Origin of the sequence: Candidatus Methylacidiphilum fumarolicum, from assembly GCF_949774925.1 — a bacterium.
In the GTDB taxonomy this organism is placed as follows: Bacteria; Verrucomicrobiota; Verrucomicrobiia; order Methylacidiphilales; family Methylacidiphilaceae; genus Methylacidiphilum; species Methylacidiphilum fumarolicum.
This window is the reverse complement of record NZ_OX458932.1, coordinates 1,823,997-1,840,088: the sequence shown is the minus strand read 5'-3', so window position 1 is coordinate 1,840,088 and position 16,092 is coordinate 1,823,997. Positions and strand designations below refer to the sequence as shown.

The window sequence follows — 16,092 nt, the reverse complement described above, 5'->3', positions numbered from 1 at the left end:
GCATACTCGTCATACGGACAAGTTGGCACATACAACCTCAAGGAAAAGATTGGAAATCGGGAGATTCTTTCGTGGACGTCGCAGAACCGGCTGCATGCGTTGCTTTTGGAGAGGCTTACCCGTAATAGCGGGTTACCGCCCGATGGGAATCCCGAGGAGGGGGGACTGTTCCAGGGCGAACAACTCCAGACACTGGAAAGGTGTCCTCTTTGATTGTTAAGATGATATGCGAATTCTATCCCACTCCACCAAGAACGAAACGGTCCTGGTAATCATGGGGCATCCTGACACAAAACCAAGGCGAAAAGAACGAACTTGGTTCAGATGTAAGCAAATCCCAAGTGTGTTTTTAGGAACAGTTTTTCTCTTGATTGATATCCTTCTAGCGATTATCACCTTTTTTCGATGCTCTTCTTTAATCTTGCCTTTCAAAAGTCTATTCTTTGGAGACGAATCAAACAATGGAACATAAAATAATTATCGAATCCAAATTGAAAATGACCATAAGCCTATGGCTTCTTTTTTTTGTCTTTGGGTTGTGGTCATATCTTTTTGGTCAGCTTGAAGAGGAGGAGGCAATCCCTGAACAAACAAAAACGGGAATTGATGCTATTAGTTTGTTTTTAGGGGGATTGCCGGTCAAAGAACATGATTCAGCTTTATTATATGCTTATGAAAAGTCGCAAGCATGGCAGCAGTATGCCCAGTTACTGGAAAAGCAGTGGCAAAAACGCGACTCCTGGTCCTGGACACCCATTCGAGTTTTTTCGGAAAATAAAATAAGTAAACTGGATGATCCCTATCTGCCCGTATTCTATCCTTTTAGTGGGCCTGACTTTATGTTCACCTTGGCTCTTTTCCCTTTGGCTTCCACCTATGTTCTGGCTAGTCGGGAGTCTGCTGGCAACTGCCCAGATCTTGAGTCAGTAAAGACATTTGAAAGGAATTTTCCCCTGATTCTCGCTTCCTTGCACAGTTATTTTAAAGCCGGATACTTTGTGACAAAAGAATTACGTCAGGATCTTCCCACGCTTGGCGGTAATGTGCCTCTTTTTCTCATCATGATTGTTCGCTCTGGCGGTAGAGTCGTCGATTGCAAAACAATGGGCTCAAGAGCTATTATTCGATTTTATTCAAAAGGGAAGCTCAAAACCCTTTACTATTTCCAGTCGGATCTCTCCAATGGGGGATTTGAAGGAAGCCTTATGAATTTTCTTTCTTCTTTGGGTCCGTTCAATACTATTATTAAATCGGCTTCTTATCTGCTGCATGGGAGCAATTTTTCATCTCTGAGAGAGTTTCTCCTTTCCCATAGCGAAATGATCATTCAAGATGATAGTGGTATTCCCTATCGGTATTTGTTCGCTGGTGGACGAAAAGTTGAGCTTTTTGGCGTCTATACGCCGCCTTTGAATATATTCAAGGAATTTTATCAAAAAGATCTGGAAGCGGCGTTTGCTCAGCAGAAAACCGAGCCTTTGCCGTTTGGTTTTGGCTATAAATGGAACCCTAAGGAAGCAGGATTAATCATTTCATTAAAAACTCAGTAAGAAAGAATGATTGAAGAAAAGGATTGCGACCCACCTAGCAAATATGACAGATTAACTACCTATCCTTTTAGCTTCAAAGCAATTTTGCATGGAGGCAAGTGGAGGGAAAGGATTTTAGCGAATAGAGGATAGTCTATTAATTTTTCCCGAAAAGAAGCTTTAAGAAAGTCCTGTCTGAAAAACCACCACCATGCGACTGTCTAACAATAATTAAGTTCATTGAAGGAATAACGAATAATCTTTGATTGGCTGAACCAATCGATTCAATAAGATCGCTAGGCGCATCGTTACAAAGACTGGCTCTTTGCCAATTTTCTTTTTCCCAAGGTTTGCTTAGTTCCTGTTCAACGTCTATTTCTCTTCCATAAGGTGCCAGAGTATTTACCCAGAAACCAATCCCGTAGAGAGGGTTTGCTGAACTGCCTTGAAAGCATTCTTTTAAATAGGGCCAAGAAATAATACTTTTCCCTCTATACCAGCCTTTCTGGAGGATCAATTCGCCAAGTCTCGCCCATTCCTTTGGAGTCAATCTAAAGCCTGCGGCTAAAAGAGGATTGCCATGACCATCTTTCTTAAATTCGACTTGTTGAATACCCAGTGGGAAGAGTAATTTTTCTTCGATATATCTAGAAGTAGTCATCCCCTTTTGCTTTAGTTTACGATTGAGGATCTCGCAAAAAATCTGTAAATGACTAGGTCCGTATGTAAATACGGTCCCTGGCGCTCTTACTGGTTTTAAAAGGAGGGCATGAAGATTCCGATCCAAAAATCCGTCGTTATGTAGATAAAAGGCAGGCTCTATGCCATCAGTAAAATGCAAAAGATCATAAATTGTTATTTTTTTTCTTGGATCATTATGGTTGCCATTGCTCCATTCTTCTATTGTTGAAGCTACGGGTTCTTGTAAGGAAAGAAGCCTTTCTTCCAAGGCCTTCATGGCAATTACGCCCCAAAAGCCTTTTGTTCCACTGAATATTCGGTGTCGGAGATAAGGACTGTTCCCCGGAGCATATTCTTCGTGAAGTACCTGGCCATTTTTGATGATAAGAAGAGATAAATGGTTGTGTGCTCTTGAATAGGAAGCGGCGTTCTGGATTTGTAGTTCAGAAAGGACATAGGCGGGTTTTGAAAGAAGAAAAGAACTGCTACCAAAGAGGAAGAAAAAATAATAAAGAAAATAGCCCAACTCCCTTAAAAACCCCTTCATAAAAACTTGCAAAATGCGTTTTTAACAGAAAGTGGCTTAAAGAAAAAGTCTTTTTTTTTAACTATGGAAGCTTTTGGTTCCTAAGAGAGCTTCAATCTTTTTTAGTTGTTTTCTTTTCTTGGTTTTTTTGTGATACACATGACGATGGGCATCAGTGGGCCTAGAAAGAGGCGCCCAAATTTCAGGTACAGGGCTAATTCCAAAGTCACCAAGCCGCTTTTCTTCATTGATCCCTTGGGCAAGGGCTATCGCCAGGGTTTGTCTATAAGAAGGACTAGCCAAGAGCTTGTTTTCAAAGGGATTGGTCATAAAGCCACATTCACAAAGTACGGAAGGTATAGTAGGATTACGAGTTAGTCGCAGCCTGCGTCGAATCACGCCAAGATCCTTTGCTCCAGTCATTTTCACAAGACTTCTTTGGATCCTGGTGGCCAATCCATAACTATTGGCATGCCAGAAGTAAGTTTTTATACCTCTTAACTTACGATTGGACAGGGAATCGCAATGAATACTTACTAAAATCGCTCGTTTTCCAAGGCCATTAGCGATTCTTACCCTTTCATCTAGATCGACAAAACGATCATCCGTTCTTGTCATGATGACTCTAAATCCCATTTTTCTTAGTTCGTTGGCAAGTCTTCGAGCTATATCAAGGGTCAATTCTTTTTCCATCAAATAATGTGGCGCTTTTCTTCCACTGCTCCCTCCATTGTCAATACCACCATGGCCAGGGTCAATGAGAACGGTCGTAAAGGAATCAATCGCTAGAAGAGAAGTAGGCAATAGAAGAAAAAGATAGAAAAGAAGTGTCTTAGAGATTTTCACAACCAAATGCTATTTTTTTTGTTAAAAGCTTTTTCATTTTAATGCATAGCTAGTCTTTCGCAAGCTTTTGTACTCAAAGTTTTATAGAGTAATGAATAGTTATTGCTATTGCGATGCCAATCTAGTTATGAATAGGCATATCGAATCTATATACGCCGAAGAAGTTTGGCGCGCTAATCGGTCGGAGCACCAACAGCCAGTAGCGCAAGGCGATGAGAAAGGGAGCCGCCCACCAACCGGACTCTGGCAAACTAGCGGTATTTTCCCCATGAGCACTTCCTGCGGGTGATTGGGCAAAAGGCGACGAGAGCGCCGCACAAGCACGTATGCAAAAGTCTCCAGTGCCGGACAAAAGGGGGATCAGAAGGCTCAGTGGAAAGCTCTGGCAAGGTTTTTTCTAGCTCAGGGCAAAACGGTGGACGAACGGCTGGGGGATTGAAAGCAGGGGACTAAACTACAAGAGAAAGCATTTCCTCACGTCAGATAGGGATGGGGGAACACGGTGAGATTTCTGATGGTCATGGTGGCTTACAGAACTGACTCGTGCGGTTCAGTTTCAAATGGCCCCTAGAAGTTTTGCTTCTCTCTTAGGACCAAATTCATCGTCATGAACGGGCGAATCCCTTTCTCTGGAGAAAGAGATGCCCAAGGAGCTCCTTTCGATCCTTCCCTGCTTTCCCAAGCCCTCTTTTCGGTTTACGCCAATACAAAAAGAAAAGACCAGAGGCCATGGTGGGGGAAGCCGATGAGGCCGGATTAGCCGATGTGGCGAATAATCCCTAGCGGGTTGCCGGCAAGAATGTGGAAGGTAGCCCTCAGGGATGGCTAGGCAGTGATCGAGAAGTGCGGGTTAGCCTCTTCTGCGATGATCAACCCAAAGATCCGGCGCCATCAGAGATGGACAGAAGAAGCAAAGCGGGTTGCTTGCTGGATATTCCACTCTCTGCAGCAGCTTGTTTCTGTGTTAGGAAAAAGAGAGCCGCCTGCTTCTAAATTTCACATGACAAAAGAGCGGCAAGCTCTCATCCTTTTGAGCTTTTGAAAGGACTTGCGGAAGGGCAATCGGAAAGCTGCCAAGAGTGAGGCTGTGTCAGTCGATTGGATGCGAGGAATGGAGGTACCAGATTTTTGAAGAGAAGGCAAGAGAGTGTATCCCGTTCATGAGTCTTGAAGGTGGCAAAAGGATGGTCACTCTTTTGTTAGCTAACTTAAAGATTTGGGGCATGATGTGCCTTGTTTTAAAGGAAAAGGAGGCGGCAATTCCCTATGGGGCGCCACTACAAATTCCGAAGCGATTATAGGGGGGGAAGCAGTCAGGATAGAGGCTGGATTTTCTAGAGTTTTCACAGAGGACCATGGAAAGAAATATGGGAGAGGGTTTAGGGAGTAAACCAAGACGCATCTGTAAGCACAACTTAGGGAAAGAAAAAGCGGGTGGCCTCGTGTGCGCAAGGGGCAGGCGGGAATAGAGTGGTGGATGAATATAAGCCTAGAGCCCACTTCTTACATTACGAAGAGCTTCGGTACTTGTTTCTTGAGGATCTACCTAGATATGGGAAAAGCTCCAAGTAAAGAGCTTTCCAGGGGCCTCCTACCAATGCGCAGTTGCGTGCTTCAAGAGCGAATCGAATTGCAGGCACCTGCAGGAGGTTCCCGTCGAGAAAAGGTGAACCCAGCCTATAGTTCTCAGCTTTATCCCCGGTGTGGGTATATCCATCTGAAGAACTACAGGGGGGACAAGTTTGTGTATCGTCATGGCGAGCATACTCGTCATACGGACAAGTTGGCACATACAACCTCAAGGAAAAGATTGGAAATCGGGAGATTCTTTCGTGGACGTCGCAGAACCGGCTGCATGCGTTGCTTTTGGGGAGGCTTACCCGTAATAGCGGGTCACCGCCCGATGGGAATCCCGAGGAGGGGGGACTGTTCCAGGGCGGACAACTCCAGACACTGGAAAGGTGTCCTCTTTGATTGTTAAGATGATATGCGAATTCTATCCCACTCCACCAAGAACGAAACGGTCCTGGTAATCATGGGGCATCCTGACACAAAACCAAGGCGAAAAGAACGAACTTGGTTCAGATGTAAGCAAATCCCAAGTGTGTTTTTAGGAACAGTATCACTGATGCTTCAAGTGTTCATCGGCATGATAAGAACTGCGGACTAAAGGACCAGATTCCACATGGCTAAATCCAATTTTTAATCCATATTCTTTCCAGCTTTGGAATTCTTCAGGATGAACCCATCTGTCGATCGGAAGATGATTTTTTGAAGGTCGTAAGTATTGCCCTAAAGTAAGAATTTGAACGCCAACCTGTCGAAGTTCCAATAGGGTGCTTTCTATTTCCTTTTCCGTTTCTCCAATTCCAAGCATCAAGCCGGTTTTCGTTAGAAAGCCTTCTTTTGCTGATGTTTTAAGGACTTCTAGGGATCGGTCATATCGCGCTTGGGGACGGACCAGTTTTTGTAACCTCGGGACAGTTTCTACGTTGTGGTTCAAAACATCGGGTTTTGCCTCGAGCACCTTCCTTAGACTTTCTCTATTTCCCCTAAAATCTGGAATAAGGACTTCAATCTTTGTATGCGGGTTCAAAGCCCTGACTTCTCTAATAGTTTTGGCCCATATATCCGCTCCACCATCTTTTAGATCGTCTCGGGCCACAGAGGTGATGACAGCATATTTCAGTCCCATTGCTTGAATAGCAAGAGCCACGTTTTTAGGCTCCTCGGGATCTACCCCTAAGGGCTTAGCCGTAGTTACCGCACAGAACCGACAGCTGCGCGTGCATCTATCACCTAGAATCATCAGGGTTGCCGTTTTCCTACCCCAACATTCTCCAATATTCGGACAAAGAGCACTTTCACAAACTGTATGAAGATGGTAAAGACTGACTATATTGCGGATTTCGTTATAAGCCGCTCCCCCCGGAATTTTTGCCCTGAGCCACGAGGGTTTTCTTGCCATAAGTAATTGTTCCATAGCTAAACAATTAATTGAGAACTTCTCAAAGAAGCAATAGATTTGTTCGTTCGAATAAAAAATGATATGGGAGGTTCTAGTTGAGAATAGAAGAAAAACAATGAAGATATTGGTTACCTGCGGTCCAAGCTTTGAACCAATCGACGATGTCCGAAGGATAACAAATTTTTCCACTGGTAGGCTTGGCATTCAATTATCCACCTTTTTTTCCCTTTCTGGCTTTGAAGTGATCTGTGTGCTTGGCAGTTTATCTACAGTCCGACCGCAGAATCCTCCATTTAAGCTCTATTCTTTCGATACTAACGAAGGACTATGGAATACCATTAAAGGGCTAGCTCAAGAACATTGCTTTAATGCTGTCTTTCATGCGGCTGCTCTTTGTGATTTTCAAGTCAAAGAAATCGTTGATCAGCATGGAAAAGAAGCAGTAAAAACTAAAATAGCCACTGATAGAGAATATTGGATGCGGATTGTTCCGGCTAGGAAATTGCTCGAAAATTTTCGAGCAATTTTTCCCAAAGCCCTTATTACCGGTTGGAAATACGAAGTCAGTGGCAATTACGAGACTGTCTACAAAAAAGGAAAACAACAGATCGAACGGTCTGGATCAGATTATTGCGTTCTCAATGGTCCCGCCTATGGACTAGGATATGGAATTTTAAACAAACAAGGAGAGGTCTTTCATGCCAGTTCAGTAGAAAACATAGGAGTATTTTTTATTGATAAAATAGTGGCTTCCTCTTGAAGAACGAATGAAAGGTTCCCTTCTTTTTATATAGTTCCTGTTAGTCTTAGTGGTTACTTGGTATCTTTTTCATTTTGATGATTGAATAGAGAGTGGCAATTCCTACATAACCGAATCCCATAGTATGAAGGAAAAGAGTGGGAACAGATACCCAGAGATGCTTCTGAAAAGCCTGATAGAGCGCTATACTAAATACAGTAGCAGCCAATGTTTCCAACAGGGGAAGGGTTAGACTATGTTCGACTTTGTATATTGGTTTTTGAGGATTAAAAGAACCATTTTTGGGTGTGCGCACAAATATATTGTTTTTCCCAAATAAGCCGTCGATGACTGACTTCGTATTGGCAAAGGTCATACCTAGAGCCATTGCCATAGAAAAAGGCAAAATAAAGAGAGTACTAAGTTCGAACTTCTTACTTAAGATCAGAATGACAGATAGATAGGAAATGTAAAAAAGAGAAATCACAGAGAAAAGGATTCCGGCAAATACTTGAACTGAGGATTTTTCTTGAGGAGCAGAGAAAAAAGTAACGGCATTTAGAATAACCAGAAGGGCAACGATAGGATGGATAGAATGGGCAAGTAAGTGGAATAAACCTTCAATTTTGGAGGTTGTAGGAAAAGAGCCACGCAGTAAAGAAAGAAGATGTTTTTTTGCAGTTTGAATCGCTCCTTTGGCCCACCGATGTTGTTGGGTTCTAAAAGCAACGATAGGAGAAGGTAGTTCGCTTGGAACAACCATTTTTTGAGTATAAACAAATTTCCATCCTTTAAATTGTGCTCGGTAACTGAGATCTAAATCTTCGGTTAGAGTGTCCCCTTCCCATCCTCCAGCATCAATAATGCATTGTTTTCTCCAGACCCCAGCGGTTCCATTGAAATTGAAAAAAAGGTTTTGTTTGTACCGAACGGGTTGTTCCAAAAGAAAATGTCCATCAAGAAACAATGCCTGACAGCGGGTAAGCAGATTGGAATTGCGATTTAAATAGCCCCATCTAGCTTGAACCATGCCAATTTTTGGAGAGGAAAAATAAGGAAGAGTATTTTTAAGAAAAGATGGAGGAGGAATAAAATCCGCATCGAAAATGGCTATAAACTCGCCTTTTGCTTTTTCCAGTCCATATTGTAAGCCGCCTGCCTTATAACCCGCTCTTGTTCCTCTTTGGAGATGTTGAATGTCAAACCCCCTTTTTTTAAAATCAGCGATTAGACCCGAAACGATGGCAGTCGTTTCATCAGTAGAGTCGTCTATAATTTGAATTTCCATTTTCTCTTTTGGATAATCGATAGCACACACCGCATACAGCAAGCGTTCTACTACCGATTTTTCATTATAAATCGGAAGCTGGATCGTTACTTCTGGACAAGAATCAGTAAATAGTATATTTTCCTGCTTTTTTTTCTCTCCATTGGAACCTAGGAATAGTCTAAACACAAGGCTTATCCGATAGATTCCATGTATCAAAAGGATCAGTGCAAGCATTAAAAAACCAAAGGATATCATAGAAAATCATCCTTAGTAGTGAATTGTTTTTTGGGATAGGTGAGCATGTGGCTGGAGACTGAAGAGAAACAAGGAGCTAAAGTTAGCCTTTTCCATAAAAAGAAAAAAATGGCGAATTTTCTCTTCGAAGCTCTATCCATAACCGGAATTTTCTAAAAGTGCATCCTTAATTTCGCGACGAATATATTCGGACAACCAAACGATTATCAAGCCAAACCATTTATCTGCTTCTTTTTGATGAAATCAAAGAAAAAAACAAGACAAGATTTTCATAATTCTTGAGTTGTAATGGTTGCTTGCTGCTAAATGGTTATCAATAAATCCTTTTAGCATTTTTCATTGATTAGAAAAACCACAATCAGGATATTTTTCGAAATTCAGATAATTTTTTTGCTAGAACTGTTGACCAAAGTTTTAAGGAGCCGTGATGGCTACTTCTTCTAAAATCCATTTTCCTCCTTTCTTTTTCCAACGCACATAGTCGCAGACTTTTGGACTTTGTAGAAAAAAACTTTTATCTTTCTTTTTCCACTTGCCTTTAGATTCTTTCTTAAGAAGATCCCGATAGCTTAGTGCTTCAGCATGAGCCGAATCAAAAAGTTCATTATAGGTGGGTCCTTCCATTTTTGTTCTGTAAAAAGATCGGTTTGTCTTTTTTGTTTCATCAAAAAAAAGATGAAACAATGGACCTTTAGATTTGAAATCCTTTTCGATTTTTTGTTGATCGATTTTCCATTGGAAATTTGGATTAGAAAGATTCCCTTGAGTATATATTAGAACGAGGGCGGGTTGATTTTTTGGAAAAAAATGAATGATTTTGGATTCCTTTTTGTTTCTCACCGCTTCTATATATTCTTTCATCGCGTCTTTAACACTTTTGGAGTAAGCATTTGGAAGAGTAGACAAGACCGTTATGGCTAAAAGAAAAATTAAAGCTTTTTTACAAGAAGAAAACAAAAGAGGGAAGACCGCCATATCCAAGTGCCATCTCAAAATTTAAATGGAGTGCAGCTTCCATGTAACGTTAAGTAAGCTACTCCAGTAAAAAGAATTATGTAGCCTAAAATGCTAAAAATTTCATTCCAATTAGGTCTTTTTATGGCATTAGTTTTAGCATTCAAAATGATAAAAAAAAGAAAAAAATGGTCTTTCTAACACAATTATCACAAAGAAAGATGCGCTCTCAAAAAGAAAGATTTATCCCTTTTTCTTCTTCTTTTTCTCTAACTGATATACCAGCTAGAAAGGGATCCTATCTACTTATTTTCTTTTTAAGCAGAACAACCATTTTTTTTAAACAAACAAAGAGGCTGATAGCTGAAGGATGGTATTGTTATTGCGGTTCGGCCAGAGGGAATGGTGGCTTACGCAGCCGTCTTTCTAGGCATATTTCAGTTTTTAAAACTGCTCATTGGCATATTGATCTTTTGACCCCTCAGGCCTCTTTTGTAGCTATCTGCTTGTATGAACGTTTAACTCCCTTTCTAGAATGCTTGTTGAGCCAAGGATTGATCCATTTTTATGGTTTAAGGGCCCCTTTGCCAGGATTTGGCTCGACGGATTGCCAGAAGAAGTGTATAAGCCATTTGTTGTATACGCCAAATGAGTTGGATTGGGAAAAAATTAGCACAAAAATCATAGAGAAGATCTAAAACCATGAAAAACAAGAATAGACAGAAGCTAAAGCTATTGCTTTATGTCCTCTTTTGGGCTATTCCGCTGCTTCGATTAGCTATGGGTGAAGAAGCTACCTTTATTGAAAAGAATCTGCAGGCCAGAGCAGCCCTTGTATGGGATGTGGACCAAAAAAAAGATCTGTTTAGTCGCGATGCTGACTCACAGTATTATCCAGCAAGCACCACAAAAATCATGACTGCACTTATCACCTACGAAAAGACCAAACTGGAAGGGACCGTTACAATACAGCCCGGAGACCTCGGTCTATCGGAATGTCCTGTGGTTCGCTTTCTGCCTGGAGAAAAATACTCGGTCAAAAGTCTCCTCTATGCCATGCTTCTTGCTTCGAGCAATGAAGCAGCCATGGCTTTGGCCAGGCATTCTGGTGGGACTGTCATGGCCTTTGTCGATGAGATGAATAAAAAAGCAAGAACTTTAGGATGCTTGCACACCCATTTTCAGAATCCTCACGGGATTTCTTATCCTGGTCACATGACCTGTGCAAACGATTTGAGGAAAATTTTTGAAGCTTTTCTAGCTGTTCCAGACCTTGTAAAAATCGCTGCTTCTGTCAATTATGAACTATTTACTGTGGAGGGCAAACCCGTTCAATACCTTATGTCGACCAATAAACTGCTCGATCTTTATCAGGGTATGGTGGCTGGAAAAACTGGTTGGACCCCTGAATCCAGAAATACTTTCGTTGGTTTGTGCCAAAGAAAAGAGAAAAAACTCATCATTGTTATCCTAGATAGCCCTAACAAATGGTATGATGCGCTTGTGCTCTTACAACCTTTTTTTGGAGGCCCATTGCCATAACCACTTTACAAAGCGGCACGGAATGGAAATAAGGCACAGGCTCAAAGTCTCTTGCCAAAGCGCAGAAGAGTAAAAGCCCACTCCATGAAGAGTAAGTCCTACGTGTTCTTTTTCTTGCTGCGAGTACTTTCCGGCGACAATTCAGAATCCCCCCGAAGGGGTAGGCAAGTGGATAATGGATCCAACTAGTTATTCTGGTTTGTCCTGCACCATTCATTCCGCTAGAGTAGCAAAAAGGAAACGAATATGCATCCTTTGTCTCCAAGAGATTCCACAACGTATTCAGTCGTTTTTTTCGGCAACTCTAAAAGGTCCTGAGAAACCATGCCGGCTCTTCCCATAACCAGAGCATGTGGAATACGGCAAGGACAATGGATAGCAACTCAAAAAGTTGGGAAAAGGGCGCATTGTGTGTTTCACAGGAGAGGAGCCTAACAGGTCTAGCCGGTGTGTGGTATACGGCCTGTATCACCAGCCCAATGGATGGACCTGACGATGCAAATCCTGTGGATTGGAGGTGTTCCTAAGAAGTCTCAAGGGTGGTAGTAGCCCGGAGAGAGGCCAACGCTCTCTCTAGCTTCAGTCATAAGTATCAACCATCATATCGGGAAAAGGCTATGGGAACAGGAGAGAGGGGGTTAGAAACTCATCCTCTTTAGGAAATATGGGAGTGTCACTCTAATAGCTATTGCCTATAGCCAAGTGGTTCAGTAAGATATGCCTTGAAGTATTTATGTCTGAATAGGGACAGGTGCCAGAGCGGTTGATTGGGACGGTCTTGAAAACCGTTAGGGAGTTTCCCTCCCTCGTGGGTTCGAATCCCACCCTGTCCGCCATTCCCTATACAGAAGACAAGATGGCTTTTATTAAGTGACTCCAAGGGCATTCTCAGGGAAAGAGTTTGTAGTGGCCAAAGGATAACTTTCAATCCCTTGGACTAAAAAGGGTTTTTTTAACCATGGCTACTGTCCAAGAAATTATTTCTCTCTCTTTTTTATACTTCCCCTGGAATAATTATGCTTCGATGAGCTTTACTGAAGAACCTTAGGTCATCCAAAGCTTTTTTAAAAAAAGTATGCTAGACATTGGTAATAATCCATTTGATGGTGTTTACCTGTACCAAGCATACCATTCTGCTTTAATTTTTTGATCAATAGAATGAATATTTTGCCACTGCCAATAGACTCTACCACTCGAAGTTTTGTAGCCATCTGGAGAAAGTTTAAAAAAATTGCCACACAACCATTGGATAAAATAGGGAGAGTTGGGTTTTCCAATTCCAGGAATGAATCGATTGATGTAGCTGAGATCTAGAGTAAAAGTCATATACAGGGGTTCGGAAGAATTTCCATTGATAATATAGTGGAATTCATCAATTTTCCCTTGTTCTAGAGCCGGAAGGACGTTGAATTCAGCTTGAATGATATAATTATAACCACCATGGACATGAAAAGACTCAGAAAGCCAGACATATTGGGCGTAGTGTGAGGCATAATGTCTAGCAAAAATTTTTTCTGCTTCTTCTCGTGGATATTTTTTCATAGGAATCGGAGAGCCATTGAGCCATCCCCTGACCCACAATGCTGGAAATTGAGGGTCTTCAGGCAAAAATAGATTGCCTACGAATAGTACAGGAGAAAGTACGGAAGAATATCGTTGATCGAAAAATATGTGCGGTTCCTGGAACATAGTGCCAGGCTTTTGAGTGAGAAAGAGTCGAGCATAGGTGTCTATTTTTTCATAGTAAGCAAAAAAGAAGAAGGCAAGAAAGAAAGACAAAAGACCCATTTTTCCTATTTTTGATGAAAGGGGGTTATTCTGCAATTCTTTCTTTTCTATCTAGGTTTTGGATGATGATGGATCCATCCCTATCCAAAGGAGAGGAATGGTCGCTCGTTGCGACATAGGGGAGAGGTTATCTTTTTGATCAGTGCTTTTCCTACGCGTGAGCTGCAAGCTAGAGATCAGCAACAAGTGCAAGAAGGCCAATGCCTGCGTCTAAGGGATTTATGCCCGTATTGACGCTATGTTGGCCATAAGTTCCTGCACAAAACCTTGACTGCAATTAGCTAAAACTAAGCAATGATAGGAGCTGCCCTGAACAAGTCTATTGCCGATCAACGCTTAGGAGAGTTCTGCCATAAACTGGTTATAATGAGCAATGAAAGAACGGATGGCTTATTGCCGTGCTATCGGAAGAATGCCAGCCGTACCTGCCCGTATGGTGAATAGGTGTCGAAGGCAAACCATCAGAGTCAAGGCCAGTTCAATGCGAGGAATGGGGTTTCCAAGATAACGTCGATGTGGTGGATATAATCAATATTCTAAAGGCTAAGCACGCTTGGCTTGCCCGTAAATGAGCGATGCATTAGCTCACAGGCAACAGGAACCCGTCTAGGCGGCTTAGAAGAAAAAAGTGGCTCAATGCTGTGTGTGAACGAGCAAGGAATCTCCGGTCTTTAGGCATGAGAGGAGGTCAAAGCCCCTGTTCTCTAATCAAGTGAAAAGTGAAATTTCTTTTCATCTCTTACTTAAGAACTCTTGAAACTTTTGATTAGACGGAGGGAAGTAGATAGACCTTCAGTTACTTCTTTTCTTAGCTAATAAATAGCTCTCTGAAAAACCTAAATTGTTTGGGCTGGTCTCATATGACTTGAGGGCTACAGATGTGGGGATAAAACAGAAAAAAAACAGACCTAGGGAGGTTCTCTTATAGAATTGGGAACCTATAAAATAGATATGAGAATATTGAACTTGTTTTGTGAGAAACGGATGGTTTTCTTTTTTCTTTTTTTTCTTGGCACCATAGAACTCCTAGACGCTGAAACCAAGCTTTTAAATTTAATAAGAAAACAATCGATGGATATCGAAGACTTTAAAAGTCTTGTTAAAGCAATAACATATTATTTTCCGGATAATTTATATAAAATAACAGAGGATAACAGAATCTTTAGGGTTCAAAAATATTCTTCCCGTCCGAAAGTCATACAAAAAGGGCATGATTATTGTGAAATTCGAACTAGAAAATCAGTTTACACTTATGATTGTCCAAGTACAGTTGATCGAGCCATAAGAGAAATTGTAGCGGTTGACTACACAAAAGATGAAGAATATGAAACTCCGATAGGAGATTTGGGGGGGTGGATGCTTATCCTGGAGAAAAATCCAAATCGCTTATCAATTAGTTGCATTGAGAAGAAGCAAAATGTCGTTATAACTTTTGATGGAAGTAAAGTGAAGTTTAGTCCTGAAGATATCATAAAAGCCTATGGGCTTAAGAGAAAGTTTCTGGAGAAGAATGGCTCTTTATTGATACCCTATCCAATCTCTATCAGCAAAGAACAATATATAACACCGTCTCCTCTAAGATGTAAATTCATAGCAAATAGGCTAGTCGAATTACAGTTTAGTCTTACCAAGTCTCCTTAGTGTCACCTTCACTGTTATCTAATCTTTCTTAGTGGTTTTACAATGTATAGGTTAAAAACTACAACTTGCCATAAAAAATGAAAAGAAGAGATTTAGCGGTCCTTGTGGGTGAGATCCACACTAAGAATCATCATAAGTCCTTAATAAAGACCCTTCCTCAACTTGATCAACAAGGCTTTGTTATAGCCTTGGAACTTTCAAGGGATTTTAATCCCCTAATCCAACATTTTATGCGGAAAGCTAGTCAGATCTATGAAAAGGCTAACGAGCATAAATTAGATATGCAAGAAGCTGAAAAAAGAGTCGATCGATTGGAAGCAAAACTGCTCTATAAAATGACAAAAAGAAACCCTGCTCTTCTCTCACCTTATGAGATGGAAAAGTATTATTTCAAAAGGGATACAAACCAATGGTATTTAGTGGAAAAAAGAACTGGGGCGAAAGACACTGGGGAAATAGGACCGATTAAAGGTATGCCTAATTATGCCGATGTAATCAGAGAGGCAGTAAAGCATAATGTTCTAAACCATGGAAATTTGCAGGTCTATGCGGTGGACATTAGCACGAAAGAACTGAAAGAACAGGCGAAAAAAGGAAATCTATTTCTTAGAATAGGTTTGCCTGAATCCTGCCAACAGCCTATTGAGGAGTACCTAAAGAAAGCAAGGAAAAGTGCTTTGCTTGAGAAAAGCCCAAAAGAGAGTCTTAAAAAGAAACTAGCCGAGGCACTTCAAAAAGAAGGAATTTTTTTACATGATTCCCAGGATCTCTTCTTAAAGCAACTGGATAGTATAGCGAAAATGCAGCGGAGGGATAAAAGCCTTGTAGTTCGATGCTATCAAAAATTAGGAGATATCGATAGTGGAAACATTATCATAGAAGCAGACATGAACCCTGAATTTTTGAATTATAGGGATCAAAGGATGTCTGGAACCCTAGAGTTAAAAAAGGATCATAAATATGGTCCATGCAGCATTAAAAAAGTGGCAGAAACTAGATCTTTTTATTATCCAGGTGCCAGAGTGATCCATTGGGGAGGAGCTTACCATTTGGGAGAATGGAAAACAAGAAACACTGATCTTTCCGAGGAACTGAAGAAAGCAGGTTTCCCCTATGTCGTTACTGCTGATGCGTATACGGATGAATTTAGAAATTATCCCACAGATTATGTGTTTGAAAGTCAGAAAGGCTTACAAAAAGCGATAACCCACGGGATACAAATACAAACAAAATCTCAGATGCGTTATCCTCTTTCCTTATCGGATGGTAAGAAACAAAAAGAAAAAGATACCTCTAAAGAAAAAGTACCATAATATAGAATATCAAATTACTCATGCGCCACTGGCGCATAGA

The 16,092-nt window shown here is 41.2% G+C and carries 15 protein-coding genes and 1 tRNA gene; 10 read left to right on the top strand and 6 right to left on the bottom strand.

Annotated features, from left to right (window positions below):
• Nucleotides 1-461: 461 nt before the first annotated feature.
• Nucleotides 462-1,550 carry a hypothetical protein gene (locus tag QOL44_RS08400; RefSeq protein WP_009059151.1) on the top strand — a complete coding sequence of 363 codons (1,089 nt, stop codon included), beginning with the start codon at nt 462-464 and terminating at the stop codon, nt 1,548-1,550.
• Between the two features lie 136 nt (nt 1,551-1,686).
• Here the strand turns inward: QOL44_RS08400 and QOL44_RS08395 are convergent, their stop codons facing one another.
• Nucleotides 1,687-2,757, bottom strand: a complete 1,071-nt coding sequence (locus QOL44_RS08395; RefSeq protein WP_009059150.1) for a serine hydrolase domain-containing protein — start codon at nt 2,755-2,757, stop codon at nt 1,687-1,689.
• Between the two features lie 57 nt (nt 2,758-2,814).
• Nucleotides 2,815-3,582 (bottom strand): N-acetylmuramoyl-L-alanine amidase, encoded by a 768-nt coding sequence (locus tag QOL44_RS08390; protein ID WP_009059149.1) that lies wholly within the window; start codon nt 3,580-3,582, stop codon nt 2,815-2,817.
• A gap of 607 nt (nt 3,583-4,189) precedes the next feature.
• Between QOL44_RS08390 and QOL44_RS08385 the strand changes: the two genes are divergently transcribed.
• From QOL44_RS08385 to QOL44_RS08375, 3 genes are all read left to right on the top strand, one after another.
• Entirely contained in the window at nt 4,190-4,342 is a 153-nt protein-coding gene (locus QOL44_RS08385) for a hypothetical protein (RefSeq protein WP_166791453.1), read from the top strand.
• 72 nt (nt 4,343-4,414) lie between these two features.
• Nucleotides 4,415-4,624 carry a hypothetical protein gene (locus QOL44_RS08380; protein WP_045086520.1) on the top strand — a complete coding sequence of 70 codons (210 nt, stop codon included), beginning with the start codon at nt 4,415-4,417 and terminating at the stop codon, nt 4,622-4,624.
• Nucleotides 4,625-4,742: 118 nt separating this feature from the next.
• The gene (locus QOL44_RS08375; protein WP_009060753.1) at nt 4,743-4,883 is read left to right on the top strand and encodes a hypothetical protein; all 141 of its coding nucleotides are present in this window, start codon (nt 4,743-4,745) and stop codon (nt 4,881-4,883) included.
• An 821-nt stretch (nt 4,884-5,704) separates the two neighbouring features.
• Here QOL44_RS08375 and lipA read toward each other — a convergent pair.
• Nucleotides 5,705-6,565 (bottom strand): lipoyl synthase, encoded by an 861-nt coding sequence (gene lipA / locus QOL44_RS08370; protein ID WP_009059144.1) that lies wholly within the window; start codon nt 6,563-6,565, stop codon nt 5,705-5,707.
• Nucleotides 6,566-6,665: 100 nt separating this feature from the next.
• On the opposite strand from lipA, the gene QOL44_RS08365 reads away from it, so the two are divergent.
• Complete coding sequence (locus QOL44_RS08365; RefSeq protein WP_134373006.1) at nt 6,666-7,310, top strand: phosphopantothenoylcysteine decarboxylase domain-containing protein; 645 nt, start codon at nt 6,666-6,668, stop codon at nt 7,308-7,310.
• A 46-nt stretch (nt 7,311-7,356) separates the two neighbouring features.
• Here QOL44_RS08365 and QOL44_RS08360 read toward each other — a convergent pair whose 3' ends face one another.
• Nucleotides 7,357-8,814, bottom strand: coding sequence for a cellulose synthase family protein (locus QOL44_RS08360; RefSeq protein ID WP_009059142.1), 1,458 nt, complete (start codon nt 8,812-8,814; stop codon nt 7,357-7,359).
• A 414-nt stretch (nt 8,815-9,228) separates the two neighbouring features.
• Nucleotides 9,229-9,675 (bottom strand): hypothetical protein, encoded by a 447-nt coding sequence (locus QOL44_RS08355; protein WP_134373003.1) that lies wholly within the window; start codon nt 9,673-9,675, stop codon nt 9,229-9,231.
• Nucleotides 9,676-9,989: 314 nt separating this feature from the next.
• Between QOL44_RS08355 and QOL44_RS08350 the strand changes: the two genes are divergently transcribed.
• From QOL44_RS08350 to QOL44_RS08340, 3 genes are all read left to right on the top strand, one after another.
• Nucleotides 9,990-10,466, top strand: a complete 477-nt coding sequence (locus QOL44_RS08350) for a GIY-YIG nuclease family protein (RefSeq protein ID WP_045086521.1) — start codon at nt 9,990-9,992, stop codon at nt 10,464-10,466.
• 4 nt (nt 10,467-10,470) lie between these two features.
• Entirely contained in the window at nt 10,471-11,310 is an 840-nt protein-coding gene (locus QOL44_RS08345; protein WP_009059138.1) for a D-alanyl-D-alanine carboxypeptidase family protein, read from the top strand.
• A gap of 745 nt (nt 11,311-12,055) precedes the next feature.
• Nucleotides 12,056-12,146 (top strand) — tRNA-Ser (locus tag QOL44_RS08340).
• A 274-nt stretch (nt 12,147-12,420) separates the two neighbouring features.
• On the opposite strand, the gene QOL44_RS08335 is transcribed toward QOL44_RS08340, so the two are convergent.
• Nucleotides 12,421-13,098 carry a hypothetical protein gene (locus QOL44_RS08335; RefSeq protein WP_009059136.1) on the bottom strand — a complete coding sequence of 226 codons (678 nt, stop codon included), beginning with the start codon at nt 13,096-13,098 and terminating at the stop codon, nt 12,421-12,423.
• A gap of 1,071 nt (nt 13,099-14,169) precedes the next feature.
• On the opposite strand from QOL44_RS08335, the gene QOL44_RS08330 reads away from it, so the two are divergent.
• Nucleotides 14,170-14,739 carry a hypothetical protein gene (locus QOL44_RS08330; protein WP_134373000.1) on the top strand — a complete coding sequence of 190 codons (570 nt, stop codon included), beginning with the start codon at nt 14,170-14,172 and terminating at the stop codon, nt 14,737-14,739.
• Between the two features lie 77 nt (nt 14,740-14,816).
• Complete coding sequence (locus tag QOL44_RS08325; protein WP_009059134.1) at nt 14,817-16,052, top strand: hypothetical protein; 1,236 nt, start codon at nt 14,817-14,819, stop codon at nt 16,050-16,052.
• Nucleotides 16,053-16,092: the final 40 nt, after the last annotated feature.